The 26462-nt window shown below is 69.0% G+C and carries 20 protein-coding genes and 1 tRNA gene; 10 read left to right on the top strand and 11 right to left on the bottom strand.

Annotated elements, in window-relative coordinates:
• The first annotated feature begins 16 nt into the window (after window positions 1–16).
• From rsmA to ABZ857_RS16155, 5 genes are all read left to right on the top strand, one after another.
• Complete coding sequence (gene rsmA, locus ABZ857_RS16175; protein ID WP_357043518.1) at window positions 17–874, top strand: 16S rRNA (adenine(1518)-N(6)/adenine(1519)-N(6))-dimethyltransferase RsmA; 858 nt, start codon at window positions 17–19, stop codon at window positions 872–874.
• A gap of 202 nt (window positions 875–1076) precedes the next feature.
• Window positions 1077–2126, top strand: coding sequence for a M4 family metallopeptidase (locus ABZ857_RS16170; protein ID WP_357043516.1), 1050 nt, complete (start codon window positions 1077–1079; stop codon window positions 2124–2126).
• A gap of 394 nt (window positions 2127–2520) precedes the next feature.
• Window positions 2521–4053: a hypothetical protein gene (locus ABZ857_RS16165; RefSeq protein ID WP_357043514.1), complete on the top strand. Its 1533-nt coding sequence runs from the start codon at window positions 2521–2523 to the stop codon at window positions 4051–4053.
• Window positions 4054–4283: 230 nt separating this feature from the next.
• Window positions 4284–5210, top strand: coding sequence for a 4-(cytidine 5'-diphospho)-2-C-methyl-D-erythritol kinase (locus ABZ857_RS16160; protein WP_357043512.1), 927 nt, complete (start codon window positions 4284–4286; stop codon window positions 5208–5210).
• 12 nt (window positions 5211–5222) lie between these two features.
• The gene (locus ABZ857_RS16155; protein WP_357043511.1) at window positions 5223–7031 is read left to right on the top strand and encodes an ABC-F family ATP-binding cassette domain-containing protein; all 1809 of its coding nucleotides are present in this window, start codon (window positions 5223–5225) and stop codon (window positions 7029–7031) included.
• Between the two features lie 139 nt (window positions 7032–7170).
• Here the strand turns inward: ABZ857_RS16155 and ABZ857_RS16150 are convergent, their stop codons facing one another.
• The 6 genes from ABZ857_RS16150 to ABZ857_RS16125 all read right to left on the bottom strand — a co-directional run bounded on the left by ABZ857_RS16150 (window position 7171) and on the right by ABZ857_RS16125 (window position 15633).
• On the bottom strand, window positions 7171–8748 hold the full coding sequence (locus ABZ857_RS16150) for a hypothetical protein (RefSeq protein ID WP_357043509.1): 1578 nt from the start codon (window positions 8746–8748) through the stop codon (window positions 7171–7173).
• A gap of 319 nt (window positions 8749–9067) precedes the next feature.
• The gene (locus ABZ857_RS16145; RefSeq protein ID WP_357043507.1) at window positions 9068–10597 is read right to left on the bottom strand and encodes a hypothetical protein; all 1530 of its coding nucleotides are present in this window, start codon (window positions 10595–10597) and stop codon (window positions 9068–9070) included.
• A gap of 1008 nt (window positions 10598–11605) precedes the next feature.
• Complete coding sequence (locus ABZ857_RS16140) at window positions 11606–11860, bottom strand: hypothetical protein (RefSeq protein WP_357043505.1); 255 nt, start codon at window positions 11858–11860, stop codon at window positions 11606–11608.
• Entirely contained in the window at window positions 11861–12232 is a 372-nt protein-coding gene (locus tag ABZ857_RS16135; protein ID WP_357043503.1) for a DUF6247 family protein, read from the bottom strand.
• A gap of 500 nt (window positions 12233–12732) precedes the next feature.
• Window positions 12733–14694 carry a hypothetical protein gene (locus ABZ857_RS16130; protein ID WP_357043501.1) on the bottom strand — a complete coding sequence of 654 codons (1962 nt, stop codon included), beginning with the start codon at window positions 14692–14694 and terminating at the stop codon, window positions 12733–12735.
• A 414-nt stretch (window positions 14695–15108) separates the two neighbouring features.
• Window positions 15109–15633, bottom strand: coding sequence for a MarR family transcriptional regulator (locus ABZ857_RS16125; protein ID WP_357043499.1), 525 nt, complete (start codon window positions 15631–15633; stop codon window positions 15109–15111).
• 81 nt (window positions 15634–15714) lie between these two features.
• On the opposite strand from ABZ857_RS16125, the gene ABZ857_RS16120 reads away from it, so the two are divergent.
• Both ABZ857_RS16120 and ABZ857_RS16115 read left to right on the top strand, forming a co-directional pair.
• The gene (locus tag ABZ857_RS16120) at window positions 15715–16473 is read left to right on the top strand and encodes a trans-aconitate 2-methyltransferase (protein WP_357043497.1); all 759 of its coding nucleotides are present in this window, start codon (window positions 15715–15717) and stop codon (window positions 16471–16473) included.
• Window positions 16474–16531: 58 nt separating this feature from the next.
• Window positions 16532–17989 carry a CYTH and CHAD domain-containing protein gene (locus ABZ857_RS16115; protein WP_357043495.1) on the top strand — a complete coding sequence of 486 codons (1458 nt, stop codon included), beginning with the start codon at window positions 16532–16534 and terminating at the stop codon, window positions 17987–17989.
• 195 nt (window positions 17990–18184) lie between these two features.
• On the opposite strand, the gene ABZ857_RS16110 is transcribed toward ABZ857_RS16115, so the two are convergent.
• The 5 genes from ABZ857_RS16110 to ABZ857_RS16090 all read right to left on the bottom strand — a co-directional run bounded on the left by ABZ857_RS16110 (window position 18185) and on the right by ABZ857_RS16090 (window position 24356).
• The gene (locus tag ABZ857_RS16110) at window positions 18185–19108 is read right to left on the bottom strand and encodes an NUDIX hydrolase (protein WP_357043493.1); all 924 of its coding nucleotides are present in this window, start codon (window positions 19106–19108) and stop codon (window positions 18185–18187) included.
• Between the two features lie 23 nt (window positions 19109–19131).
• Window positions 19132–21228, bottom strand: a complete 2097-nt coding sequence (locus ABZ857_RS16105) for an RNA degradosome polyphosphate kinase (RefSeq protein WP_357043491.1) — start codon at window positions 21226–21228, stop codon at window positions 19132–19134.
• Window positions 21229–21520: 292 nt separating this feature from the next.
• Window positions 21521–22528 carry a TetR family transcriptional regulator gene (locus ABZ857_RS16100; protein ID WP_357043489.1) on the bottom strand — a complete coding sequence of 336 codons (1008 nt, stop codon included), beginning with the start codon at window positions 22526–22528 and terminating at the stop codon, window positions 21521–21523.
• Window positions 22529–22799: 271 nt separating this feature from the next.
• Entirely contained in the window at window positions 22800–23738 is a 939-nt protein-coding gene (locus ABZ857_RS16095; protein WP_357043487.1) for an acyl-CoA desaturase, read from the bottom strand.
• A gap of 288 nt (window positions 23739–24026) precedes the next feature.
• Window positions 24027–24356: a WYL domain-containing protein gene (locus ABZ857_RS16090; protein WP_357043485.1), complete on the bottom strand. Its 330-nt coding sequence runs from the start codon at window positions 24354–24356 to the stop codon at window positions 24027–24029.
• Here ABZ857_RS16090 and ABZ857_RS16085 point away from each other — a divergent pair.
• The 3 genes from ABZ857_RS16085 to glmU all read left to right on the top strand — a co-directional run bounded on the left by ABZ857_RS16085 (window position 24343) and on the right by glmU (window position 26322).
• Complete coding sequence (locus ABZ857_RS16085; RefSeq protein ID WP_357043483.1) at window positions 24343–24546, top strand: hypothetical protein; 204 nt, start codon at window positions 24343–24345, stop codon at window positions 24544–24546. The genes ABZ857_RS16090 and ABZ857_RS16085 overlap by 14 nt on opposite strands.
• A 53-nt stretch (window positions 24547–24599) precedes the next feature.
• Window positions 24600–24670: transfer RNA gene (locus ABZ857_RS16080), tRNA-Gln, on the top strand.
• Between the two features lie 182 nt (window positions 24671–24852).
• The gene (gene glmU / locus ABZ857_RS16075) at window positions 24853–26322 is read left to right on the top strand and encodes a bifunctional UDP-N-acetylglucosamine diphosphorylase/glucosamine-1-phosphate N-acetyltransferase GlmU (protein WP_357043481.1); all 1470 of its coding nucleotides are present in this window, start codon (window positions 24853–24855) and stop codon (window positions 26320–26322) included.
• Window positions 26323–26462: the final 140 nt, after the last annotated feature.

Raw genomic sequence — 26462 nt, 5'->3', positions numbered from 1 at the left:
GGGAGACACTGGAGGCATGAGTCTGCTCGGGCCGGTCGAAGTGCGCACGCTCGCGGAGAAGCTGAACATCCGGCCGACGAAGAAGCTGGGGCAGAACTTCGTGATCGACGGCGGCACCGTCCGCCGGATCGTCCGGCTCGCCGAGGTCACCCAGGAGGATGTGGCGATCGAGGTCGGGCCGGGGCTCGGCTCGCTCACCCTCGCCCTGCTCCCGGAGGTCGCCGAGGTCGTCGCCGTGGAGATCGACCCGGTGCTGGCGGAGCAGTTGCCATTGACGGTCGCCGAACGGGCCCCCGAGGTGGCCGGCCGGCTGACCGTGGTGCACGCCGACGCGCTCAAGGTCGGGCCCGCCGAGCTCGGGACCGAGCCGACCGCGCTGGTCGCCAACCTGCCCTACAACGTGTCCGTGCCGGTCGTGCTGCACCTGCTGGAGGTGCTGCCGTCGCTACGGCGCGGGCTGGTGATGGTGCAGTCGGAGGTCGCCGACCGGCTCGCCGCGGCGCCGGGGTCGCGCATCTACGGCGTGCCCTCGGTGAAGGCCGCCTGGTACGCCGACGTGCGCCGGGCCGGTCCGGTCGGGCGCAACGTCTTCTGGCCCGCGCCGAACGTCGACTCCGGCCTGGTCTCGCTCGTACGGCGGGAGCCGCCGGCGACGACGGCGACTCGCGAGGAGGTCTTCGCCGCCGTCGACGCGGCGTTCGCCCAGCGCCGCAAGACGCTGCGCGCCGCGCTCGCCTCCTGGGCCGGCACGGCGGCCGCCGCCGAGGAGGCCCTGGTCGGGGCCGGGATCGACCCTTCGGCGCGCGGGGAGCAGCTGAGGATCGAGGACTTCGCCCGCATCGCCGAGCAGCGGGCCGCGGCGGCGACGACCTAGCTCTGGTCAGATCGGCCGGCGGCCGGACGGTTGCGCCGCGACGTGGCCGCCGACGACATCGGTCTCGTGTTGGAAGGCTGCGCCGGTCGGGTTAGACAGATCTGACCGAATTGGATCATTACGGACAAGCATCGGCACTTGCCGCCGATCTTGGGAGAAGACGACGATCTCCGGTACTTGTGCACTTTTCTCCGGAGGACTCATGTTCCCCACTCGTTCCGCCGTCCTGGCCGCCGGTCTGGCCGCCGGTCTGGCAGGCGCTCTCGCCGCCGCGGTCGCGAGCGTGGCCGCCACGCCCGCGCAGGCCGGTGCCTACACCGCCACGGCGACCGCGACCGTGTTCGCCCCGAATCCCGTGCAGCAGCTCGGCCTGCAGGACCTCGCCGACGCCAAAGACGCCGACTTGCCGGCGTTCGGCCCGGCCTACACGAAGGTAACGCTGACCGACCTGGACGGCTCCGGCACGCTCACCGGCCGGTACGTCCGGGTGAAGAGCTCGACCGGCGCGGCGGCGAAGGCCGCCGGTGGCGCCTTCCCCGCCTACCACCGCGACGTGGACCAGTTCGAGCAGGTCATGGGGTACCACTGGGTGACCACCGCCCAGCACTACATCCAGTCGCTCGGCTTCGGCAGCACGCTGCGGCCGGTGAACCAGCGGCAGATCGAGCTGCGCATCAACCAGTACGGCAGCGACAACTCCTTCTTCCGCGAGGACAAGGCCAACATCACTCTCGGCAAGGGCGGCATCGACGACGGCGAGGACGCCGAGGTGATCGTCCACGAGTACGGCCACAGCGTCCAGGACGGGCAGGTGCCCGGATTCGGCACGACGCCGGAGTCCGGCGCGATCGGCGAGGCGTTCGGCGACTACCTGGCCGTGGCGGTGAGCAGCTGGGCGACCGGGGTTCCCACCAGGACTGACGAGGCCTGCGTGGCCGACTGGGACTCGGTGAGTTACACGTCCGCGCCGCACTGCCTGCGCCGCCTGGACGGGACCAAGCACTACCCCGAGGACGTCAGGGGCGAGGTCCACGCCGACGGCGAGATCTGGTCCCGCGCCCTGTGGGACATCCGTCAGGCGCTCGGTGACCGGAAGGCAAGCACGCTGATCATCGAGGCGCAGTTCGACTTCGCTCCCGACACCACGTTCAAGGCGGCCGCCGAGGCGACCGTCGCCGCCGCCCGACGCCTGTACGGCGCGAGCGCGGCGAGCATCGCCACCAGGGCTTTCACCGACCGCGGCATTCTCTGAACGGCTCGCCCCGCCCGGCGGGACGGCCGGGCGGGGCGAGCTCCCCGCCGCGCACGCCGTACGGGTCTGTGGACCGGTCCGAGTGGATCATCTTTGACGTGATCGACATCCCTCTTCGTTCCATCAGTTCGATGTGATTTAGGTCACATTGGGTGCTTGTGTCGATCAGTGACGCTGCGTCACGGCATGGCGACGGCAGCCCGCGTGATCAGCGAAAACCCGGCGATCTTCCCCGTGTCGACGGCGAAGACGCAGGTAGCGATCTTGACGGTGCGGTCAGACTGAAAGCCACTAAGGCGGTCACAACTCGCAAATCCTTCGATAGCTTTTAGGCGTCCTTTACTGACGGATGGGGCGCAGATGGCGCCCGACGATCAGACCAGGGAGTAGTAAGTTGAAGCGCACCCTCACCCTCGGCGGCATCGCGGTCGGCCTGCTGGCCACCGCCGTTGTCGCCTCCCCGGCCCACGCCGACTCCGACGTCGCGCCGCCGGTCAACCTGGCCAACACGAACTTCGCCGCGAAGCAGGTGGCCGCGTTCTGGTACGGCCAGAACATGGCCAACCTGGTCAACGCCACCCCGTACGCCGTCGAGACGACGCTGCCCACCAAGCACGTCTCCAAGGGTGGTGCCTCCGCTGACAGCAAGCCCGGCATCGTCGGGTCCAGCGGTGACAAGAAGGCGTCGACCGGCACCTCGAAGAACGTCAACCTGCCCCGCACGGTGGGCAAGGTGTTCTTCATCGGCGCCGACAAGAAGCCCCACTGGTGCTCGGCCACCGCCGTGCAGAGCCAGTACAAGAACCTGGTGGCGACCGCCGGCCATTGCGTGTACGACACCAAGTCCAACAAGGCGACCCTGGACAACTGGGTCTTCATCCCCGGTTACTACCAGGGCAAGGCTCCGTGGGGCATCTACGTCGGTAAGACCGCCTACACCCACGACGACTTCAGCGTCTTCGAGGACGGCGACAAGAACTACGCGTTCGTCACCGTCTACAACGGCGTCCAGGTCACCGGTGGGTCGGTGGACAAGGTCAAGAACTGGGTCGACAACCGCACGTTCGAGACCAAGGCCGACGCCGAGAAGGCTCGCAAGGAGCTCGAGACCAAGGAGACCGGCTTCGCGGGCCGGATCGTCAGCCGGATCGACTGGGCCCACAAGGTGCCGCTGCGCACCCCGGACTCGACGAAGGTCGACGCCAGCGTCGCCCAGATCGCGGTCGACCCGACGACCGTGAACTCGGCCCGCGCCACCCTGGAGGCCCAGGCCAAGAAGGGCACGTCCACCTACGACGACAAGACGTGGGGCGTCGTTGTCTCCCGTACTTCGAGGACGGAGTTCGAGAAGTACCAGGCGAACGGTGGCTGGAACTCCGCCGACGCCAAGGAGCAGACGGCCTACTACTTCGCCAAGGACAACGCCTGGTACAAGGCCACCTTCTGGGGCAACTTCGATGTCGACTACCGCCTCAAGGGCAAGATCGTCAACATCTCCCTGAAGGACGTCGGCACCCTCGGCTCCAACGTCGGCGGTCAGGGCCTGGCCTACAACCAGAAGATCGGCAGCCCGGTCTTCGTGTTCGGCTACCCGAGCGGGGCGCACCTGGACGGCAACTACGCCTTCACCGGCAAGACCCTCAAGTGGAGCTACGGCAAGACCTTCAAGGCGGCCGTGCCGTCCATGAAGGCCGAGGAGGTCATCGGCGTCAAGTCCTCCTTCACCGGCGAGGGCTCGCTCGGCTCGGCGTGGCTCTACCGCTACAGCAGCGCCAAGCGTCTCGGTTACCTGAACGGTGTGACCATCACGGTCTCCGACACCGACGGCAACAAGCGCATCGACACCAGCGTCTCCCCGTACTTCGACGGTGAGACCTACGCGGTCTACAAGGCCGCCGCCGGCAACTGGTCCGGCAAGATCGTCTGAGCCGTTCTCGGCGATCGCCTGAATTAAGGAAGGGCCCGGCCGTACGGCCGGGCCCTTTCCGCGCGCCCGGACCGCCCTCATGCCGGGAAACTCGCTCAATCTTCGCAACGACATGTGACGCTAAGCTCGCATGCCATGTGCAGGCACATCGGAGAGCGACGACATGGGATCGGCCGCGGTGGGCGGCCCTCCGCCCGTTATCCCGTGCGACGAGAGGCGGTGAGCGGGCGATGAGCGCGATCACGGTGCGCGTGCCGGCGAAGGTCAACCTCCAGCTCGCGGTCGGCCCGCTGCGCGAGGACGGCTACCACGACCTGGTGAACGTCTTCCACGCGGTCTCGCTGTTCGACGAGGTCACCGCCGCCGAACCGGTCGACGGTGACGCCTCCGCGCCCCCGCTCAGGGTCAGGGTCGAGGGGGACCACACCGGAGAGGTTCCGGTGAGCGACGACAACCTCGCCGTACGGGCCGCCAGGGCGCTGGCCGAAAGGGCGGGCCGTTCCTACCGGGCCGACCTGCTGATCCGCAAGTCGATCCCGGTGGCGGGCGGCATGGCCGGGGGAAGCGCCGACGCCGCCGCGGCGCTGGTGGCCTGCAACGAGCTGTGGGGCCTCGGCCTGCCCGTCGAGGACCTGATGGAGATCGCCGCCGACATCGGCAGCGACGTGCCGTTCGCGCTGCTCGGCGGCACCGCCGTGGGCACCGGACGCGGTGAGCGGCTCGCCCCGCTGGAGACCGCCGGGGTCTTCCACTGGGTCTTCGCGCTCGCCGACGGCGGCCTGTCGACCCCCAGGGTGTACGGCGAGTGCGACCGGCTGCGCGAGGAGGCGGGGGTGGCCGCGCCCTGCCCCGAGGTGAGCGAGGCCCTGCTCGCCGCCCTGCGTGCGGGCGACGCGAAGGCGCTCGGGCAGGCGCTGTCCAACGACCTGCAGCCCGCCGCGCTGGCGCTGCGCCCCTCGCTCGCGGACACGCTCGCCGCCGGCCGCGATCACGGTGCGCTCGGAGCGATCGTCTCCGGATCGGGCCCCACCTGCGCTTTCCTGGCCGAGTCGGCCGAGCGGGCGCACGAGCTGGCCGCCCTGATCAAGGACGTGGACGGCTGCCGGGCCGTCGTCACCGCCCACGGGCCCGTCCCCGGGGCCACCGTGGCCGGATAAGCTTTACGAGCGATGAATCTGGTCAATCTGGAGTCCGTCTCCCACGCCTTCGGGCCCAAGCCGCTGCTCGCCGACGTCTCCCTCGGATTGGAGCAGGGCGACCGGATCGGCGTCGTCGGCCGCAACGGCGGCGGCAAGACCACACTCATCTCGATCATCGCCGGGACGCTGAAGCCCGACAGTGGCCGGGTCACCCACACCCGTGGCCTGCGCGTCGGCACGCTCTCCCAGCGTGACCAGTTCGACCCGGACGCCGCGGTGAAGGACATCGTCCTGGCCGGCCGGGCCGAGCACGAGTGGGCCGGCGACGCCGCGATCAGGGAGATCCTCGCCAACCTGCTGGCCGACATCGACCTCGCGGCTCCCGCGGGCGCGCTGTCCGGCGGTGAGCGGCGCCGTACGGCCCTGGCGCGGCTGCTGATCGAGGAGCACGACCTGCTGATCCTCGACGAGCCCACGAACCACCTCGACATCGAGGCCATCGCCTGGCTGGCCGGGCACCTCGTCCAGCGCAAGTCGGCGCTGCTCGTCGTCACCCACGACCGGTGGTTCCTCGACGCGGTCTCGACCCGCACGTGGGAGGTCGTGGACGGTGCGGTCGAGCGCTACGAGGGCGGCTACGCGGCGTACGTGCTGGCCAAGGCCGAGCGGGCGCGGATCGCGCAGGCCGCGGAGGAACGCCGGCAGAACCTCATGCGCAAGGAGATCGCCTGGCTGCGGCGCGGACCGCCGGCCCGGACCTCCAAGCCCAAGTTCCGGATCAACGCGGCCGAGGCGCTGATCGCGAACGAGCCGCCGCCGCGGGAGACCGTCGAGCTGCTGAACTTCGCCTCGGCACGGCTCGGCAAGACCGTCGCGGACCTGGAGGACGTGACGCTCCACGCGGGCGGTCCGGCGTCGGGCCCGCTGGTGCTCGACCACTGCACGTACCAGTTCGGCCCGGGAGACCGGATCGGCCTGATCGGTGTGAACGGCTCGGGCAAGTCGTCGGTGCTGCGCCTGCTGTCCGGCACGGTCGAGCCCGACTCCGGCCGGGTCGTACGCGGCAAGACGGTCCGGCTCGCGCACCTGTCGCAGGAGCTCGCCGAGCTGGACCCCACGCGGCGGGTGCTGGAGACGGTCGAGGAGATCCGCAAGTACGTCCAGGTGGGCAAGAAGGAGTGGTCGGCCTCCCAGCTGCTCGAACGTCTCGGCTTCCGGGGCGAGGCCCAGTGGAAGGTCGTCGGCGACCTGTCGGGCGGCGAGCGCCGGCGGCTCCAGCTCCTCAGGCTGATCATGGACGAGCCCAACGTGCTGCTGCTCGACGAGCCGACCAACGACCTGGACATCGAGACGCTCACCGAGCTGGAGGACCTTCTCGACGCCTGGCCGGGCACGCTGGTGGTGGTCAGCCACGACCGGTACTTCCTGGAGAGGGTGGCGGACCGCTGCGTCGCGCTGCTGGGCGACGGCAGGCTGTCGATGCTGCCCGGCGGTGTGGACGAGTACCTGGAACGCCGTGCGTCGGGCGCCGCGTTGTCGGCCCGCGCGGCCTCCGCCGCGGGCACTCCCGAGCGAACCGTCCAGGACGACCGGCCGGCGCCTGCGGGCGGGCTGTCCGCCAAGGAGCTGCGGGAGCTGCAGAAGGAGCTCAACCGGCTGGAACGGCAGATCGACAGGTTCGGCGAGCGCGAGGCGAAGCTGCACGCCGAGATGGCCGAGGCGGCGAGCGACTTCGAGCGTCTGGCCAAGCTCGACGCCGAGCTGCGGGAGATCGCCACGCAGAAGGAGTCGGCCGAGCTCGAGTGGATGACGCTCGCCGAGCGCCTCGAAGCGCAGTAGAGCAGCGTCGTCCGGCCGCGCCTTCGGTGTGCGCCGATGCGACGAGAGGTCGCGACGCGATGAGAGGTCGCCGACGCGATGAGAAACGGGAGAGGGGCCCGGCCGTAGACGGCCGGGCCCCTCTCGTGAGATCGGGTGCTCAGATGATGCTGCCGGAGTCGGTGGCCGCGGCCGCCTTGTAGACCTCGTAGGTCTCACCGTCGAAGTACGGCGAGAGGCTGGTGTCGTACCGGTCGTTGCCGTCGGTGTCCGAGACGCTGATGGTCACGCCGTTCAGGTAGCCGAACCTCTTGCTGTTGTTGTACTTGAACAGCCAGCCCGAACCGAGGGCGCCCTCGCCGGTGAAGGACGACTTGATGCCCTGGAGGGCCTCGCCCTTGATGGACGGCGCCTCGGCGGGGAAGGTCTTGCCGTAGGTCCACTTGAGGGTCTTGCCGGTGAAGGCGAAGTTGCCGTCCTTGTGGGCCCCGCTCGGGTAGCCGAACACGTAGGTCGGCTGCCCGACCTTCTGGTTGTACGCGAGACCCTGGCCGGACACGTTGTCACCCAGGCGGCCGACGTCCTTCAGCGTGATTTCGACGATCTTGCCGGTCAGCTTGTAGTCCAGGTCGTACTTCGCCCAGAAGTTGGCCTTGTAGTAGCCGTGGTCGTAGACGAAGTAGACGCTCTTCTTGTCCTCCGAGACCCGGAACTCGACGTCGCCGATCTTCACCTCGTCCTTGGCCGAGTTGTAGTCGGTGAGCGAGACGCGGGTGACCTTGATCCCGGTGCCGGGGGCGGTCTTGAAGTCCGTCGTCTGGCCGCGGCCCTTGTTCAGGAGCTCCAGGGCCTCTTTGAGTGTGGGCGCCTTCTTGTCGTCGGCGAGAGCGGGCGCCTCGGTGTTCTGCCAGTACGCCCAGGTGGAGACGTCGATCCAGGTCTGCTGGTATTCCTTGTTCTTCTTGTCCCTGACGACCGTCTCGGGGGTGGACACGAACGGCACGATCCTGCCGGCCCAGCCGGTGGTCTTGGTCTCGACCTCCTGCTGCGCCTTCTCGGCCTCCGCCCGGGTCTTGAAGATCCGGTTGTCGACCCAGTTCTTGACCTTGTCGGTCTTCACGTCGGTGACCTGGATGCCCTTGTAGACGGCGACGAACGCGTAGTTGTGGTCGCCGTCGGCGAAGGCGTCGTAGTCGGAGTGCGTGAAGGCGATCTTGCCCACGTAGATGCCCCAGGGGGCCTTGCCCTCGTAGTAGCCCGGGATGAAGACCCACTTGTTCATCGTGGTCTTCCCCTTCACCGTGTCGAAGACACAGTGACCGGCCGTGGCCACGAGGTTCTTGTGCAGCGACTGCACCGCCGTGGCGGAGCACCAGTGTGGCTTGTTGTCCGCGCCGACGAAGAACACCTTGCCGGAGGACCGGGGCAGGTTGACGTTCTTCGACGTGCCCGTGGGCTTCTGCTCGGCGCTGGACCCGACGACACCCGGCTTGGAGGTGGGCGCCTTGGGCATGTGGGCGACGACCTTGGAGGAGACCTTGGTCTCGACGTTGTACGGGGTGGCGTGGATCAGGTTGGCCATCTTCTCGCCGAACCAGAACGCGGCCACCTGCTTGGCGGCGAAGTTGGTCTCGGCCAGGGGCTTGGCCGGAATCTTCTCCGCGTGAGCGGGGGAGGCGACGACGGCGGAAGCCAGCAGGCCGGCCGCCACGCCACCAAGAGCGAGGGTGCGTTTCACTTTTTCTCCCAGGTCTGGCGTGAGACGGGATTACGCCCCATGCGTCAGTAAAGGATGAGAAATAAGTTATAGGAAAATGTCAGGAGGTGTAAGGAATCGTTACTGGAGTGACATGCCGACGGCGCGCCGCGCCCAGTCGGTCCAGTTCGGAGGGCATTCCGGTGCCCGCGCCGCCTGCCCGCGTTCCTCCTGTTCGAGGTGCCGGCCGGTTCCGGATCGGACCGCTGCGGCACTGCTGGGGGAATTCCGGGGAAATAGAAAAAGGACCCGGCTGGATGCCGGGCCCTTTTTCTTACTTCACGAGATCACTGAGATCAGCTCAGACGATCTTGCCGGACCAGTTGCCCGCGGCCGCCTTGTAGACCTCGTAGGTCTCACCGTCGAAGTACGGGGAGACGCTCAGGTCGTAACGGTCGTTGCCGTCGGTGTCGGCGACACCGGTGGTAACACCGTTCAGGTAGCCGAGACGCTTGGTGTTGCTGTACTTGAGCAGCCAGGCCGAGCCCAGAGCGCCCTCACCCGTGAAGGAGGTCTTGACGCCCTGCAGGGCCTCCGCCTTCTTCGACGAGTCCGCGTAGGCGCCCGGCTTGCCGTACGCCCACTTGAGGGTCTTGCCGGTGAAGGCGTAGTTGCCGTCCTTGTGGGCCCCGCTCGGGTAACCGAAGATGAAGACCGGCTGAGCGCCGAACTTCTGGTTGTAAGCCAGGCCCTGGCCGCCAACGTTGCTGCCGAGGCTGCCCTTGTCCTTCAGCGTCACGTCCACGATGTGGCCGGTCAGCTTGTAGTCCAGGTCGTACAGCGCCCAGAAGGTGGCCTTGTAGAAGCCGTTGTCCTTCTTGAAGTAGAGCGCCTTGCCGTCCTCGGACCAGAAGTAGTCGTCCTGGGTGTTGCCGTACGCCTCGCGGTTGATCCGCTCGATGACGATGCCGGCGGTGCCCTGACGGTTGGTCCACTCGGTGCTCGTCCCGCGGACCAGCGTCACGAGCTCGTTCTTGCTCGCGAGGCGGGCGAAGGTCCAGAAGTTGGACTCGTCAACCGAGACGAACTTCTTCCAGGACTCGTTCTTGTCCGTCGCCAGGTTGTGCCAGTCCTTGACCTCGACGATCTCGCCGGACCAGCCGGTTTCCTTCGTCTCGAGGTCCTTCTTGGCCTTCTCGGCGAGGGCCTTGGTCTCGAACCGGCGGTTGTCCACCCAGTTCCTGACCTTGTCGCTCTTGATGTTGGTGACCTCGACGCCGTTGTAGACGGTGACGAACGCGTAGTTCTTGTCGCCGTCCTCGAAGACGCTGAAGTCGTCGTGGGTGTAGGCGGTCTTACCGACGTAGATGCCCCACGGAGCCTTGCCCTCGTAGTAGCCGGGGATGAAGACCCAGTTGTCGAGGGTGCCCTTGTTGGCCACCGTGTCGTAGACGCAGTGACCGGCGGTCGCCACCAGGTTCTTGTACTGGTTCTGCACCGAGGTGGCCGTGCACCAGTGGTTCTTGCCGTCGGCGCCGACGAAGAACACCTTACCCACGGTCCGGGGCAGGTTGATGTTCTTGATCTTGCCGGTGGCGGCCTTCTGGTCACCGCTCGACCCCACGACGCCGGGCTTGTCGGTAGCCGCGGTCGGGTACTTGCCCACGTTCTTGGCGGCGACCTTGGTCTCAACCGCGTACGGCGTGGCGCCGACGAGGTTGGCGAAGTGCTCGCCGATCCAGTACTGGACAACCTGCTTGGCAGCGAAGTTGGTCTGCGCCAGCGTCGTGGTCTCCACGTCCTTGGGCGTGTCAGCCTGAGCCGGCGCAGCGATGGCCGCGGAGGCCAGCAGGCCCGCCGCGATCCCGCCGAGAGCGAGAGTGCGCTTCATTACTTTCTCCCTGGTCTGTCGTGGGACGTCACTTGCGCCCCATCCGTCAGTGAAGGAACGAGGAGAAAGCTATAGGAGAAGTAAGTGAGTCGTAAGGGGAATCATCACCTTGGTCCCCGGGCCTCCGCCGGTCCTACGGCCTTGCGTTCCCAGGGTTCTCTCAAGTTTTCGCTGATCATGGGCCGAGCGATTCGATCTTGCTCACGCTCCGTGATGGAGCGGTACACGCACAATGTGACCTAAATCACATGTTTGAAGCGAAACCGGATAAGGTCCCGATCCCGTCAAAGTGGTCACATTTGGGCGGTGGGCCCTGGAGACGCTCGCTCCCTCGACAGGGATGCGAGGCGGAACTCACGCCGCGCGGGCGGTCTACGCCGACGGTGGGAGACGGTTGCGCGACAGGTTCCGGCGGCGAGCGCGGGTCGATGCGGCCGAGGACGCCGCCGAGGACGCCGCCGAGGACGTGGTCAAGGGCTGTGTGCGATCACCGAGCTCGGAGGTTCCGGGCAGTGGGTCGGCAAGGTGTGGGCGGTCGAAAGTCACCTTCAACGCGATCAACCGCGTGAATCGAACGGCTCACGGTGCGGCTGGAGCGGCTTCTCACACGGATCACGGCCCCCTCAGGCTCGCTCAGGCCGGCTCGGGGCACGGCCGGTGCCAGGGCATCCCACGGTCCCGGCGGGGCGGAGTGGGCGGCTATGGACTGCCGGGAGGAGGAATGCCACCGGCCGGTCGCGCCGATCGTGCGTCCTGTTGTGGAACGTCTCGATGAGGTCCCCGGCACCGGCGCTCTGACCGCCCAGGCGATCCTTGCGGAGACGCGGCTGGACATGGGGGCCGGTTTCCCGCCCCCGATCGCCTCGTGTCGTGGGCCACGCTGCCCCGCCGATCATCCAGTCACGTTCCCGAGCTGTGACGAAAGTGACGGTTTTCGGCTGTGACAGCGATCGGCCGGTACGAGGAGCTCGCCATCGCGCGAACGGGCATACCGGTTTTGTGCAGTGCTCAGCCGCACCAGGCGACGTCGATGATCTCCACCAGGCGTCGGTACTCGACGATCAGGTAGGTAACCATGCCGGCACCGCCGTCACCGAACGTCTGTGTCCGCATCGGGGCGTCCGGTCGTTCGCTCACGAAGGGATTGCCGTTCCACGGTGCGACGTGAAGGAACACGATCACCTCGTGGAACGCCGCGAGCGCTTCTGCGGGGAGGGCGGCGATTTGCTCATCTACCTGCTTGCTCTGGCCGACGGTATACATCTAGAGCTCAAGTTTCACGCCGAGTTCGGATGCTCGTTCGGCAAGGACCTCCTGTAACGGTCTCCCCGGGACGTATTCGCCACGTTCTATCTGCTCGTGGACGCGAGCGCCCTGGTCCAGAACCGTTTCGTAGTCCCCGGTCGCCTTCATCCTGGCGATGTGCCACCAGTGAGCGAGCAAGGCATTGACGGGCGCGAGGTCCAGTTCCTCGGTGGCCTTGGCCATGGCCCGCCGGTAGTCCCTGTCGAAGTAGTCGCGATCAGCAGGAGGAAGACAGGCACGGATGTTGCGCGGAGTCCTGTCGGTTTTGAGGGACTCCACGATCTGTTCGGGCGTCCGAACGTTGATCAGGTCGTGCGGCTCTGCGGTCATGCCGCTACCTCCTCACGCTCTCCGCTGCTCCGGGTCGGTAAGCGAGTCGGAGCAGCTCGCATCGAGTTTAGCCGTCTAGGGCGGACAGAACGGTGGCCATCCAGATGGGTTCGGAGGTCCGCGAAGCCACCGTTTCACGGTGCCGGACGTCCTGGCCGGCTTGGAACGCGTGTACATCCCCGACCGCACCCGGAAGGCCAAGATCGGCCCGTACACGCGGCCACAGACCATCCAGGGCCGTGTTTGACGCTGTTCCATCCCATCTGGCGCAGCCGTGTCCCTGGCGGCATTCCACGCCCGCCGCGACGCGTGGCAGCGACCACGGCACCCCTTCGGCAGCTCAGGGACCGCCCGCGCCCGTACCGCCGGTAGGACGGCGGCGGTGGCGCAGGAGGCCACTTCCGTCCTCACGCGATCGTCCATGCCGGGCACGCAACAGGAAAGGGCCCGGATGGACATGCCACCCGGGCCCTTCCTGAGGTCGTCAGGAGTCAGGAGACTCAGACGATCTTGCCAGACCAGTTCTTCTCGGCGGCCTTGTAGACGGCCAGGGTCTCACCGTCGAAGTACGGGGAGACGCTGGTGTCGATCCGGTCGTTCTTGTCGGTGTCCGCGAGGCCGATGGTCACACCGTTGAGGTAGCCGAGCCGCTTGGCGTTGCTGTAGCGGTACAGCCACGGGGAACCGATCGAGCCCTCACCGGTGAAGGAGGACTTGACACCCACGAGCTCCTCGCCCTTGATGGCCGCGGCGCTCGTACGGAAGGTCTTGCCGTAAGCCCACTTCATCGTCTGGCCGGTGAACTGGTAGTTGCCGTCCGGCTCCGACCCGCTCGGGTAACCGAACATGAAGATGTTGGTGCCGGTCTTCTGGTTGTAGGCCAGACCCTGACCACCGACGTTGGCGCCCAGCGCGCCGACGTCCTTCAGGCCGATCTTCAGCGTGCCGTGCGGCCTGTGGCCGTGGACCCGCTTCGCCCAGAAGGTCCGGGCGTAGTACTTGTACTTCGGCCGGTTGTGGTCGTCGTCGCAGTGGTCCTTGCCGCCGCCCCAGCGCTTGTCGTCGTTCGCGCGGGGGGTGCGGTCGTCGTCGCACCAGTCGGGCTTGCCGCTGGGCGAGGGGCTCGGGCTGGGCGACGGGCTCGGGCTCGGGCTCGGCGACGGGCTCGGAGAGGGGCTCGGGCTCGGGCTCGGCGACGGGCTCGGGCTCTTGCTCGGCCTGGGGTGGTGGTTGCCGCCCTGCTGGCCGCCGTTGCCCTCGTGGTCGCCCCGTCCCCGCTCGTCGTCGTTGCCGCCCTTGTAGGGGCTCATCGCGGCCGCGGCGGGCTGCGCGAGGTCGCCGTTGCCGGGACCGTCGTAGTGCCCGGGACCGCCGTGCCCGGGACCACCGTGGCCGGGACCGCCGTGCCCGGGACCGTTGTGGTCGTCGCGGTCCCAGACCTTCTTACGGAAGTAGAGGGTCTTGCCGTCGCGGCTGACGTACGAGTCCTCGTTGCGGTAGTAGGCGTCCTTGCTGATCTCGCGGGTCTCGACGCCCGTGCCCTTGGCCCAGGGGCCGTCGCCGGTGAGGTCCCTGCGCCCGTTCAGAGCCTGGAACTCACGCACGGAGATGCGCTGCGTGTACCAGTCGCGGTCGTCGTGGTGGCGTCCGCCACGGCCCTTGCCGTCGCGGTCGCGCCAGTCGTAACCCTTGTCGTCGCGGCCGTCGTGGTCCTTGCCGTCGCGGTCGCGCCAGTCGCCGTCACGGTCACGCCAGTCGCCGTCACGTCCGTCGCGGCCCTTGTGGTCGCGGTCGCGCCAGCGGCCGTCACGGCCGTACCTGTCGTAGCTGACGCTGGTGACCTGGACGCCGTTGTAGACGGTGACGAACGCGTAGTTCTTGTCGCCGTCCTCGAAGACGCTGAAGTCGTCGTGGGTGTAGGCGGTCTTACCGACGTAGATGCCCCACGGAGCCTTGCCCTGGTAGTAACCCGGGATGAAGACCCACCTGTCCAGCGTGCCCTTGTTGGACACGGTGTCGTAGACACAGTGACCGGCGGTGGCCACCAGGTTCTTGTAGTGGCTCTGCACGGAGGTCGCGGAGCACCAGTGCGGCCTGTGGTCGGCACCGATGAAGAACACCTTGCCCACCGTGCGGGGCAGGTTCACGTTCTTCAGCCTGCCCGTGGAGGCCTTCTGGTCACCGCTCGATCCCACGACGCCGGGCTTGGTGGAAGCCGGCGCCGACGGAGTGAGGCCCTTGACCTTGGCGGTGATGACCTTGGTCTCAACCCCGTACGGCGTGGCCGCGATCAGGTTGGCGGCACGCTCGCCGAACCAGTAGGCAGCCACCTCCTGAGCGGCGAAGTTGGTCTTGGCCAGGTTGATGGACGGAATTTGGTCGGCGGCTTGCGCCGGGGAGGCGACGGCAGCGGAGGCCAGCAGGCCGGCCGCGACCCCGCCGAGAGCGAGAGTGCGCTTCAAGAGGATCTCCCTGGTCTGTCGTGGGGCGTCACTCGCACCCCATGCGTCAGTGAAGGAACTGAGGGAAGTTATAACGAAGAAAGCCTCTGAAAACAGAAATTTCAGAAATAGCTCTCTGTGTCCACAGGGTCTTCGCAGAGGTAGGGCCGCGGGCGGCCCGTCTCGTCTCTGCTGATCATGCGGCTTGCGCATGACCCGGCTCAGGGGTCGTGCTGGATCGCTCCAAGAAGTCAATGTGACGAAAATCACACCCGGTGGGCGTGTTGAGATGGAGTCAATGGCTTCCGACTGCCTCCGTCGAAAGCGTCAAAAGCGACAAATGTAAATTTGAGGCATTTCTATGCCGTTGCGAGGGCGTTTGTCGTCCTCGGATCAATCCGTGTCCGCGGGCTTTCCCGCGGTGCCGGTTCGGGCTCAGTGGGCGGCCGCGTCGGAGGTGTCGAAGGGGACCAGAAGTGTGCGCAGCAGGGCGGCGAGGGCCTGCTGCTCGTGCTGTTCGAGACCGGCGAGCAGTTCGCGTTCGCGGCGCAGCAGGTCGGCGAAGGCGGCGTCCACACGGTGCATCCCCGCGGGGGTCAGCCGCACCAGCACGCCGCGCCGGTCCTCCGGGTCGGGTCGCCGGGTGACCAGTCCGGCGGCGGCCAGCCTGTCGATGCGGTTCGTCATCGTGCCCGAGGTCACCAGGGTGGCGCGCAGCAGCGCCCCCGGGCTCAGTTCGTACGGCTCGCCCGCGCGGCGCAGGGCCGTCAGCACGTCGAACTCCCACGATTCGATGTCGTGGGACGCGAAGGCCGCGCGGCGCTCGCGCTCCAGGTGCCGGCTCAACCGGGAGACCCGGCTCAGCACCTCGAGAGGTGTCACGTCCAGGTCCGGGCGCTCCTGCTTCCAGGCCGCGACCAGCCGGTCCACCTCGTCCTCGACGGGCCTCGAGAAGGTCATGGGCCGAGTCTAGCTTCTCTTGACATCGAGATATCTCCCGCGATTCGATTTATCTCGACGTCAAGATAATGGAGGGCGGTCATGGGTGCCGACATCTGGGATCCGCAGGTCTACGAGCGTTTCGCGGCCGAGCGCGGCCGTCCCTTCCACGAGCTCCTGGCCCGGGTGGGCGCCAGGTCGCCCGAGTACGTCGTCGATCTCGGCTGCGGCACCGGGGAGCTCACGGCGACCCTCCGCGACCGCTGGCCCGGGGCCCATGTGCACGGCGTCGACTCCTCGCCCGCGATGATCGCCAAGGCGCCGCCGGGGCCGACCTTCGAGGTGGCGGACGTCCGCGACTGGCGCCCGCCGCGCCCGGTCGACGTGATCGTCTCGAACGCGCTCCTGCAGTGGATCCCGGAGCACCCCGACCTGCTGCGCCGGTGGAGGAGTCACCTGACCGAGGACGGCTGGCTCGCCTTCCAGGTGCCCGGCAACTTCCACGCGCCGAGCCACGCCGTCGTGCGCGAGCTGTGCCGTACGACCTGGCGGGAGGAACTGGGCGACGTGCCGCGGGGCGTGCCGGTCGGGGAACCCGCCGACTACGTGGAGCTGCTCGCCGGTCTCGGCTTCACCGTGGACGCGTGGGAGACCACCTACGTGCATGTCCTGCCCGGGGAGGACCCGGTGCTCGGCTGGATCAAGGGCACGGCCCTGCGGCCCATGCTCGACCGGCTGCCCGCCGAGCGGCACGCCGACTTCCTCGCCGACTGCGCGCGGGCCCTGCGTGCCGCCTACCCGCCCAGGCCGTACGGCACGCCGTTCCCCTTCCGGCGGATCTTCGTCGCCGCACACCTGTGAGATTTGTTCACCTTCGAGTGGCAGTATGACCGCCAACCGGGACACACTTGGGGGAACGGTGCCGCTTGAGATAGAGGACAAGTTCGACGTTCCGGAGGGCTTCGCTCTGCCCGACCTTGGCGGCGTGCCGGGGTGCGAAGGGGTGTCCGAGCCGCTCTCACACCGGCTGACGGCGGTCTACTTCGACACTCCCGACCTGCGGCTGGCGGGCCGGGGCGTCACCCTGCGCCGGCGGCGCGGCGGAGACGACGAGGGCTGGCACCTCAAGCTGCCCAAGGCCAAGGGCGCCCGCCAGGAGATCACCCGGCCGCTCACCCGCAGCGCCAAGGTGGTGCCCGCCGAGCTGGCGAGCCTCGTCCTCGCCTACACGCGGGGCGCCCCGCTCGCGCCGGTGGCCCAGCTGGAGACCCGCCGCGGGGTCACCCGGCTGCTCGGTCCGGGCGGCACGGTGCTCGTGGAGATCGCCGACGACCGGGTGAAGGGCACGGTGCTCGGTGGCGAGCCGGTGGTGCGGCGCTGGCGCGAGGTCGAGGCCGAGCTCAAGGAGGGCGAACGCGACCTTCTCAAGAAGGTGGCCAAGCGCCTGCGCAAGGCGGGCGCCGCTCCCGCGGACAGCGCGAGCAAGCTCGCCCGCGTTCTGGGTGACCGCATACCCGCGCAGCGACCGAGGACCCGGCCCGAGCCCGGTTCGGCGGGAGAGGTGGTCGTCACCTACCTCCGCGCTCACGCCGACGCGCTGATCGCGCAGGACCCGCACGTGCGGCTGGCCGAGGAGGACGCCGTCCACAAGGCCAGGGTCGCCTGCCGCCGTCTGCGCAGCGCGCTCAAGGCGTTCAAGCGGATCGTCGCCGGCACGGAGGACCTCCAGGAGGAGCTCAAGTGGCTCGGCGAGGTGCTGGGCGAGGCCCGTGACCTGGAGGTCATCCGGGCCCGCTTCGCCGCCCGCCTCGACGGCCTCGACCCCCGGCTGGTCAGCGGGGAGGTGCGCCGCAGGCTGGGCGACGACCTGCTGGCCAGGGAACACGACGCGTACGACCGCATCCGGCGCACGCTCAGCGAGGAGCGCTACTTCGCGCTGCTCGACGCCCTCGACGCGCTGGCCGCCGACCCGCCGCTGACGGCCATGGCGGCCAAGGACGCGGACAAGGCGCTGCCGAAGATCGCGGACAGGAACTGGCGGCGGGTGACCGACGCCTACGACGCGGCACGGCGCATGGAGGAGGGCGAGGAGCGGGAGACGGCCATGCACGACGTGCGCAAGGCCGCCAAGCGCGCCCGTTACACGGCGGAGGCCGTCGGCATGTCCGGCGCGGCCGAGCGCGCCAAGCAGGTGCAGGAGGTGCTCGGACGGCACCAGGACGGGGTCATCGCCCAGGATGTGCTGCTGGAGGAGGCGGAAAGGGCCCGGCAGGCCGGGGAGGACACCTTCACCTTCGGCGTGCTCGCGGGCATCGAGAGCGCCGAGGCGGCCCGGGCCCAGGAGGAGTTCCCCGCCGTCTGGTCCCGCCTCGCCTGACCGCCGCCGGTCGTCCGCATCGCGGTCGCGTCCCGCGCTCTGGTCTCAGGTCGCGTCCGGCGCTCTGGTCTCAGGTCGCGTCCCGCGCTCTGGTCTCAGGTCGCGTCCCGCGCTCTGGTCTCAGGTCGCGTCCCGCGCTCTGGTCTCAGGTCGCGTCCCGCGCTCCGGTCTCAGGTCGCGTCCCGCGCTCCGGTCTCAGGTCGCGTACCGCTCCAGGCTCACCACGCGCTCGCCCGCGCCGGCGCGGTCTCGGTCGGTGGCGCGGTCTCTGTCGGCGGCGCGGTGCAGTACGGCGAAGCCGCCCTTGGCGAGGGCGTGGTCGGCGGTCCGCACGCCACGCAGCGCCTCGCCGGTCATGGCCAGCAGCTCGGGCAGGATCTTGCCGTGGCTGCACAGCACCGCCGGCCCGGTCGCGGTCAGCAGGTCGCGCACGATCCGTTCCGCCGCGCGCGGGTCGTAGCCGCTCTCCGACAGCGCCGTCTCCTCGCGCACCTCCAGCCCGTGCCGCTCGGCGTACGGCTTGAGCGTCTGCGTGCAGCGCCTGCTGTGCGAGCTGACCAGGACGGCCGGGCGGTAGGCCCCCAGCACCGTGGCCAGGATCTCGGCCTGGGCGCGGCCCCGCTCGTCCAGCGGGCGCCGGTCGTCGTCGCCCTTCCACTCCTGCCGGGAGCCCGCCAGCGCGTGCCGCAGCAGGATCAGCGGCGTGGTGACGAGGGGAGCGGCGCCGACGGCGCGCAGCAGGCTGCGGTCCCACGTGTAGGTGAGGCGCCGCCGTGCCTCCTCCATCGGCAGCCACGCGACCTCGTCGACCTCGTGACCGTCGCCGTCGAACGGATGCTGGTGGCCCGGGGCGTGGGCGAGCCAGTAGTCCACCCGCTTGAGCCGGCCGTCGTGCATGTAGTGCACGGGCGGGAGCGCGCGGCCGAGCACGACCCGCAGGCCGGTCTCCTCCCGCACTTCACGCAGGGCCGCCGCGATCACGTGCTCGCCGTGCTTGAGCTTCCCCTTGGGCAGGCTCCAGTCGTCGTACGCCGGGCGGTGCACGAGGGCGACCTCCGGGTCGTCCTCGTTGCCTCGCCAGACGACCGCCCCGGCCGCCCTGATCATGCCCTTCGCCATGCCCCTGACCATGCCCTCGGCCGTCACTCCGTCCCGTCGTCCACGGTCCGCCAGCGGCGGCTCGCGATGAGGTGGTGCTGGAGGTCGACCTCGCCCCGGTGCCGCAGCCATTTGCCGTCGGAGTGCAGCGTCCACGCGGTGGTGGTGTCCTCGAACGCCATGTCCAACAGGTGGGACAGGTATCTGCGGTGCTCCGGGCTGGCGACCTTGACCAGCGCCTCGACCCGGCGGTCCAGGTTGCGGCGCATCAGGTCGGCGCTGCCGATCCAGATCTCCGGCCGCCGTCCCCCGCCGAACTCGTAGATCCGGGAGTGCTCCAGGAAACGGCCGAGCACGCTGCGGACGCGGATGTTGTCCGACAGGCCGGGCACGCCCGGGCGGAGGGTGCAGATGCCGCGCACCCACAGGTCCACCGGCACTCCCGCCTGCGACGCGCGATACAGCGCGTCGATCAACGGCTCGTCCACCATCGAGTTGGTCTTGATCCGGATCCGGGCCTGGCGGCCCGCGTCGCGGTGGGCGATCTCCTGCTCGATCCGGGCGATCAGGCCCTGGCGCAGCGAGTCGGGCGCGACCAGCAGCCGGCGATAGTCGGACTGGTGGGAGTAGCCGGTCAGGTGGATGAACAGGTCCGTGACGTCCTCGCCCACCTGCGGATCGGCGGTGAGCAGGCCGAAGTCCTCGTACTGCCGGGCCGTCTTCGGGTTGTAGTTGCCGGTGCCGATGTGGCAGTAGCGCCGCAGCTCGCCGCCCGCCTCCTGGCGGACCACCATCGACAGCTTGCAGTGTGTCTTGAGGCCGAGCACGCCGTACACCACGTGGCACCCGGCCGTCTCCAGCTTGCGGGCCCAGGAGATGTTCGCGTGCTCGTCGAACCTCGCCTTGATCTCCACCACGACCACGACCTGCTTGCCCGCCTCGGCCGCGTCGATCAGCGCGTCCACGATCGGTGAGTCGCCGCTGGTGCGGTAGAGGGTCTGCTTGATCGCCAGCACGTCCGGATCGGCCGCCGCGTCCTCCACGAACCGCTGCACGCTCGTCGCGAACGAGTCGTACGGGTGGTGGATGAGGATGTCGCGCTCGCGCAGGATGGCGAACAGGTCGTCCTCGGCGCTGATCGCCTCCGCCGGGACGAACGGCCGGTAGTGCAGCTCCGGGCGGTCGAGGTCGGCGATGGCGTGCAGCCCGGTCAAGTCGAGCGGCCCGGGCAGGCGGTAGATCTCGTTGTCGGACACGCCGAGCTCGTCCACGAGCAGTTCCAGCACCTGGGGGGTGATGGTGTCCTCGACCTCCAGGCGCACCGGCGGCCCGAACCGGCGGCGCAGCAGCTCGCGTTCCAGCGCCTTCATGAGGTTCTCCGTGACGTCCTCGTCGACCTCCAGGTCCTCGTTCCTGGTCACCCGGAAGACGTGGTGCTGCACGATCTGCATGCCCTTGAACAGCTCGCCCAGATGGGCCGCGATCACGTCCTCCAGCGGGACGAACCGGTCCGGCGAGGCGGTCACGAACCGGGGGAGCTGCGAGGGGACCTTCACCCGCGCGAACACCGTGTGGCCGTCCTCCGGGTTCCGCACCGTCACGGCCAGGTTCAGTGAAAGGCCCGAGATGTACGGGAACGGGTGGGCGGGATCGACGGCCAGCGGCGTCAGGACCGGCCGGATCCGCTCACGGAAGAGCTTGCGCAGCGCCGTCCGCTCGTCCCTGGCGAGGTCGTCCCAGCGGACGATCGCGATGCCCTCCTCCGCGAGCTCCGGGCAGATGCGGTCGTGGAAGACCGCCGCGTGCCTGCGCGCGAGCTCGTCGGCGACCGTCGCGATCCGCGACAGCGCCTCGCTCGGCTTCAGCCCGCCCGTCGTCCGCAGCAGCAGGCCGGTCGCCATCCGCCGTTTGAGCCCGGCCACCCGTACGCGGAAGAACTCGTCCAGGTTGCTCGCGAAGATGGCGAGGAACCGGACGCGTTCGAGCAGCGGCACTGAGGAGTCCTCCGCCAGCTCCAGGACGCGCTCGTTGAACTGGAGCCAGCTCTCCTCCCGGTTGAGGAATCGATCGTGGGGCAGGGGAGCCTGCGCGGGGAGGTCGGCCTCCTCCGGCTCATGGGCGGGGGAACTTTGGGCGGACATATAACGAAATATGCCCCAACTCGTTGAACGGAACGTTAACTTCGTAGCAACGAAAGCGTCAGGCCGGTTTCCGCAGGCCAGGTTCTTCCTGCTCGCCGCTCCACCCCCGATGTCGCCGGTGACCGCTCACAGCTTCCCGGCGCCCGCCTGCAGTGTTCCGCCGACCCCGTGCAGTGTTCCGGCGACGGCGTGCAGCGTCCCGGCGCCCCGTGCAGTGTTCCGCCGACCCCGTGCAGTGTTCCGGCGACGTCCCAAAGGCGTCCCGGCAGCCCCCGAGCCGTCGGAGGGATCGTCAGATCTCGCCGTGCTGCTGCCGGTCGAATCCCTTGGCCCGCTCGCGCTGCAGGCGTTCCAGTTCCTTGGCCCGCTCGCGCTGACGGCGTTCGAGTTCCTTGGCGCGTTCGCGCTGCTCCCGCTCCTGCGCCTTCTCCTGCTCGCGGCGGAGCTTCTCCTGCTCCTTCATCTGCCGTTCGAGCTCCTTGGCGCGTTCGCGCTGCTCGCGCTCCTTGGCCTTCTCCAGCTCGCGCTGCTGGCGTTCGAGCAGCTTGGCGCGTTCGCGCTGCTCCCGCTCGCGTGCCTTCTCCTGCTCGCGGCGGAGCTTCTCCTGCTCCTTCGACTCGCGCTCGGCGGGTCTCGCCGTACGGCTCTCCGCGGCGGGGGACAGGACCAGCCCGCGTGTCGCGGCGGTGAGCACGGGATTGGGATCGAGGCCCGTCAGGCCGTTCCAGGACAGGTTCACCAGGTGGGCGGCGACCTCCTCGCGGCGCGGCTTGCGCACCTCGAGCCACCACTGGCCGGTGAGGGCGGTCATCCCCACGAGCATCTGGGCGTACATCGGCGCGAGCTTGGGGTCGTAACCGCGTTCCTTGAACTCGTCCGCCAGCACGTCCTCCACCTGGCTGGCGATGTCGCTGATCAGGCTGGCGAAGGTGCCCGTGCCCGAGGCGGCGTGGGAGTCGCGGACCAGGATGCGGAAGCCCTCGCTGCTCTCCTCGATGTACTGGAGGAGCGCGAGCGCGGCCCGCTCCAGCTTGATGCGGGCGTGCGAGGCCGACAGGGCCTGGGTGACCAGGCTGAGCAGGCGCTGCATCTCCCGGTCGATGACGACGGCGTAGATGCCTTCCTTGCCGCCGAAGTGCTCGTACACCACGGGCTTGGACACCTTGGCGCTGGCCGCGATCTCCTCGACCGAGGTGCCGTCGAAGCCCTTGTCCGCGAACAGGGCACGGCCGACCTGGATCAGCTGCTCGCGCCGTTCCGCGCCGGTCATGCGTCTTCGGGATCGGGAGGACTCGCTCACGGGTTCCATCATGGCGGGTGCGGCGGCGCGGACCCGGCTCGGGCCGGTCCGCGTTCCCCCGGAGGAAGTCGCCCGACGTGCCGGTACGGCCACCGCGGAGGCGGGGGCCGTACGAGTGCCGGTGCCGGTCGGTGCCGGGAGGGCGGGTGTGGAGGGCGCCGCCGGAGAAGAAGGCACTGGAGCAGGGGGCGCCGATGCGGGGGAGGTCGGTGTGAGGGACAGGGCCGCCGCGTTCCGTAGAGCGGCCCTGCCGTCAACGCTGACTGGGTCGTCAGCCAAGTCGCTTCGCCGCCAGCCGCTCGGGGGTCGGCCAGCGCACGTCGTAGGCCCATCCGGCCTTCTCGAACCAGCGGATCAGGCCCGCGCTGAGGTCGATCTGGCCCTTCAGAGCGCCGTGCCGGGCGCAGGTGGGGTCGGAGTGGTGCAGGTTGTGCCACGACTCGCCGAACGACGGGATGGCCAGCCACCACACGTTGCGGGACTTGTCTCGCGACTCGAACACCTCCTCGCCGAACACGTGGCAGATGGAGTTGATCGACCAGGTCACGTGGTGCAGCAGCCCGATCCGGATCAGCGTGCCCCAGAAGAAGGCGGTCAGCGCGCCCTGCCAGGACCAGGTGACGAGGCCGCCCAGGACCGGCGGGAGCAGCAGGGAGGTGATGGCCATCGTCGGGAACCACCGGTGCAGCTTCATGATGTCCGGGTCCTTCAGCAGGTCCGGGGCGTACTTGGCGCGGTTGACGCGCTCGACCTCGAAGAGCCAGCCCACGTGCGCGTACAGCAGGCCCTTGCACATCGACTTGAAGCCGGGCCCGAAGCGCCACGGCGAGTGCGGGTCGCCTTCCTTGTCGGAGAACTTGTGGTGCTTGCGGTGGGCGGCCACCCAGTCCACCACCGACATCTCCAGCGAGAGGCTGCCGGCGATCCCGAGGGCGATCTTCAAAGGCCGGTTGGCCTTGAACGAGCCGTGGGTGAAATAGCGGTGGAACCCGACCGTGACCCCCAAGCCGGACACGACGTAGAACACGGCGGCGATCGCGACGTCCGTCCAGCCCAGGCCCCATCCCCAGGCGAACGGCACCGCGGCGATGACCGCGAGGATCGGAAGACCGACGACGAGCGCGAAGACGACCAGATCGGCTTTGCTCTTGCCTTCCGGCTCGAACTCCGGCTTCGGCTGTGGTGAGGGACGTTCGGTCAGGACGGTCATGGGCTACCTCACGAGATGGGGAAGATTGTCTGGCTACGCAACCGTAACCTACGCCATCGTAAGTTAGGAATACCTAAGAGCGAATGTGTGGAAGGTGACGCTCCGGGCCACATCTGGTGGCGAATCCATGCCTTGCACCAACGGTCGGCCATCTGGTAATGCCTCGTGCTCGCTCCCGGCCGCGCCGCCGATGCCGCGGCGTCCACGGCGACTTGCCCGCAATGTCCTCTCGGTAACATCCCGGATCGCCGTACTTCCGGCCACATGGGTTGACCGGGTGCGGGCTTGTCAGGTGGGCGTGTGACGCCGGGCCGCGTCGGTGAGGCGGGCGCCGAGCGCGCGGATGTGCTCGACGAGTTCGGGCGGTTCGTGCACCTCGAACGGGACGCCGAGTCGCGCGACCCACATGGCCGGCTCGTCGAGGGAGTTCGATCCGGCGCTGAGGACGCACGCGCTGTCGCCGGGCGGCTCGCGGGGCGTGAAGCGGGGCCCGTTCGGGCTGCGCAGGCGCAGCCGGTCGACGCGGAACGCGCGCCAGTCGCCCCGGCCGCGGACCGTCGCGTTCGGGCTGCACGACTCGCCCGCGGCGCGACTGGCGTGGATCGTGGAGAAGTTCAAGGAGTGGACCGACCCGGCCCGCGAACTGCCCGAGGACGCGGTGGACCTCGACCAGATGCTCACCGACGTGAGCATCTACTGGTTCACCGAGACCGCCGCCTCGGCAGGGCCGGCCGGTGGGCGGCCTCGTGGCGGGGCCGACGTGCCTGATTTTGGGGGCGCGCGCCAGGGGGTGCGCTCTGTATCCTGAGTGCGCGGATTCCGGCGGCTGCTGGAATCCGACAAAACGGCACGTTGCGCCCTTCCCGGGTCGTCTAGGGGCAAGACTACAGATTTTGGTTCTGTCAACGGAGGTTCGAATCCTCCCCCGGGAGCCTGTTCATCCAGTCGTTCCAGCCCAGGGGGGCTGGTTCCCTCCCGGGGTACGGCAGGTAAGCTCACCTTGTCGAGCGGGTGACCGTGCGGTTCCTGGGTACTGGACGCGCGTGGAAGCCGCAGCCGATCCATACAGGCACGATCCGTGTAGTAAGCCGCGACGCCGAGGGAGCCTCAGTCCGTGAGTGTGCCGCGCCCGGCAGCCGTGATCGTCCTCGCCGCCGGCGAGGGCACCCGGATGAAATCGAAAACCCCCAAAGTCCTCCACGAGGTCTGCGGCCGAGCGCTCGTCGACCACATGCTCGCCGCCGCCCGCGGCCTCTCGCCCGAGCGGCTGATCGTGGTCATCGGGCACGCGCGCGAGCGGGTCGGCGCCCATCTCGCGACGACCGCCCCGGACGCCCGTACGGTCGTCCAGGACAAGCAGAACGGCACCGGCCACGCCGTGCGCACCGCGCTCGAGGCCGAGGGCCCGATCGACGGCACCGTCCTGGTGACGTACGGCGACACGCCGCTGCTGCGCACCGAGACCCTGGCGGCCCTGCTCGAACGGCACGCCGCCGACGGCAACGCGGTCACGGTGCTGACCGCCGTCGTCCCCGACCCGACCGGCTACGGCCGCATCGTGCGCGACGAGGACGGCGCGGTGCTGGAGATCGTCGAGGAGAAGGACGCGACCCCCGAGCAGCGCGCGATCGCCGAGATGAACTCGGGCGTGTACGCCTTCGACGGCGCGCTACTGGCCGACGGCCTGAAGCGGATCGGCGCCGCCAACGCCCAGGGCGAGGAATACCTGACCGACGTGCTGGCCATCCTCCGCGAGGACGGCCACCGGGTGGGCGCGCACGTGGCCGCCGACCACGCCGAGGTCGAGGGCGTCAACGACCGTGTCCAGCTCGCCTTCGTCCGGCGCGTGCTCAACGACCGCATCCTGGAGGCGCACATGCGCGCCGGGGTGACCGTCGTCGACCCGGCCGGCACGTGGGTCGACGCCGGGGTCACGCTGGAGCCCGACGCCGTGGTCCATCCCGGCACCCAGCTCAAGGGCGCCACCAGGATCGGGGCGGGAGCCGAGGTGGGGCCGGGCTGCACGCTGACCGACACGGTCGTCGGCGAGGAGGCCGTCGTGCGCAACACCGTCGCCGACGGCGCAGAGATCGGTCCCGGCGCCGTCGTGGGCCCCTTCGCCTATCTGCGTCCCGGCACCGTGCTCGGCCCCAAGGGCAAGATCGGCGCGTACGTCGAGACCAAGAACGCGCGGATCGGCGAGGGCTCCAAGGTTCCCCACCTGACGTACGTCGGCGACGCGACGATCGGGGTCGGCTCCAACATCGGCGCCGCGTGCGTCTTCGTCAACTACGACGGCGTCTCCAAGCACCACACGGTCGTGGGCGACCACGTGCGCGTGGGCAGCGACAACATGCTCGTCGCGCCGGTCACGATCGGCGACGGGGCCTACACGGCCGCCGGATCCGTGATCACGTCCGACGTGCCGCCCGGGGCGATGGCGGTCGCCCGCGGCAAACAGCGCAACGTCGAGGGCTGGGTGACGCGCCGCCGCGCCGGCACCAAGTCGGCGGAGGCGGCCCAGCGGGCGATCGAAGCCCGCGACGCGGCCGCGGCGAACGGCGCGGACCCTGCCGGTGACTAGGGCCGGCGATTAGGACCACCTGCGGCCCGCCTCCCCGCGGGCCGTACGGGGACAGGTAAGAGTACGAGGCGCGGTCTGACCGCGTAGCGCCGAAGGGCCAGGCCAGGAGGACACCGTGACCGACCACATCGACCGGGCGA

The sequence above is a fragment of the Microbispora sp. NPDC046933 genome (assembly GCF_040644635.1).
In the GTDB taxonomy this organism is placed as follows: domain Bacteria; phylum Actinomycetota; class Actinomycetes; order Streptosporangiales; family Streptosporangiaceae; genus Microbispora.
This window is presented reverse-complemented; position numbering and strand designations above follow the sequence as displayed.

Excerpts from the sequence above, each read along its gene's own strand:
- ABZ857_RS16095 (WP_357043487.1), bottom strand. The coding sequence starts at position 23,738 with ATGACCGTCCTGACCGAACGTCCCTCACCACAGCCGAAGCCGGAGTTC.
- rsmA (WP_357043518.1), top strand. The coding sequence starts at position 17 with ATGAGTCTGCTCGGGCCGGTCGAAGTGCGCACGCTCGCGGAGAAGCTG.
- ABZ857_RS16110 (WP_357043493.1), bottom strand. The coding sequence starts at position 19,108 with ATGGCGAAGGGCATGATCAGGGCGGCCGGGGCGGTCGTCTGGCGAGGC.
- ABZ857_RS16145 (WP_357043507.1), bottom strand. The coding sequence starts at position 10,597 with ATGAAGCGCACTCTCGCTCTCGGCGGGATCGCGGCGGGCCTGCTGGCC.
- ABZ857_RS16170 (WP_357043516.1), top strand. The coding sequence starts at position 1,077 with ATGTTCCCCACTCGTTCCGCCGTCCTGGCCGCCGGTCTGGCCGCCGGT.
- ABZ857_RS16160 (WP_357043512.1), top strand. The coding sequence starts at position 4,284 with ATGAGCGCGATCACGGTGCGCGTGCCGGCGAAGGTCAACCTCCAGCTC.
- ABZ857_RS16105 (WP_357043491.1), bottom strand. The coding sequence starts at position 21,228 with ATGTCCGCCCAAAGTTCCCCCGCCCATGAGCCGGAGGAGGCCGACCTC.
- ABZ857_RS16120 (WP_357043497.1), top strand. The coding sequence starts at position 15,715 with ATGGGTGCCGACATCTGGGATCCGCAGGTCTACGAGCGTTTCGCGGCC.
- ABZ857_RS16140 (WP_357043505.1), bottom strand. The coding sequence starts at position 11,860 with ATGTATACCGTCGGCCAGAGCAAGCAGGTAGATGAGCAAATCGCCGCC.
- ABZ857_RS16125 (WP_357043499.1), bottom strand. The coding sequence starts at position 15,633 with ATGACCTTCTCGAGGCCCGTCGAGGACGAGGTGGACCGGCTGGTCGCG.
- ABZ857_RS16155 (WP_357043511.1), top strand. The coding sequence starts at position 5,223 with ATGAATCTGGTCAATCTGGAGTCCGTCTCCCACGCCTTCGGGCCCAAG.
- ABZ857_RS16135 (WP_357043503.1), bottom strand. The coding sequence starts at position 12,232 with ATGACCGCAGAGCCGCACGACCTGATCAACGTTCGGACGCCCGAACAG.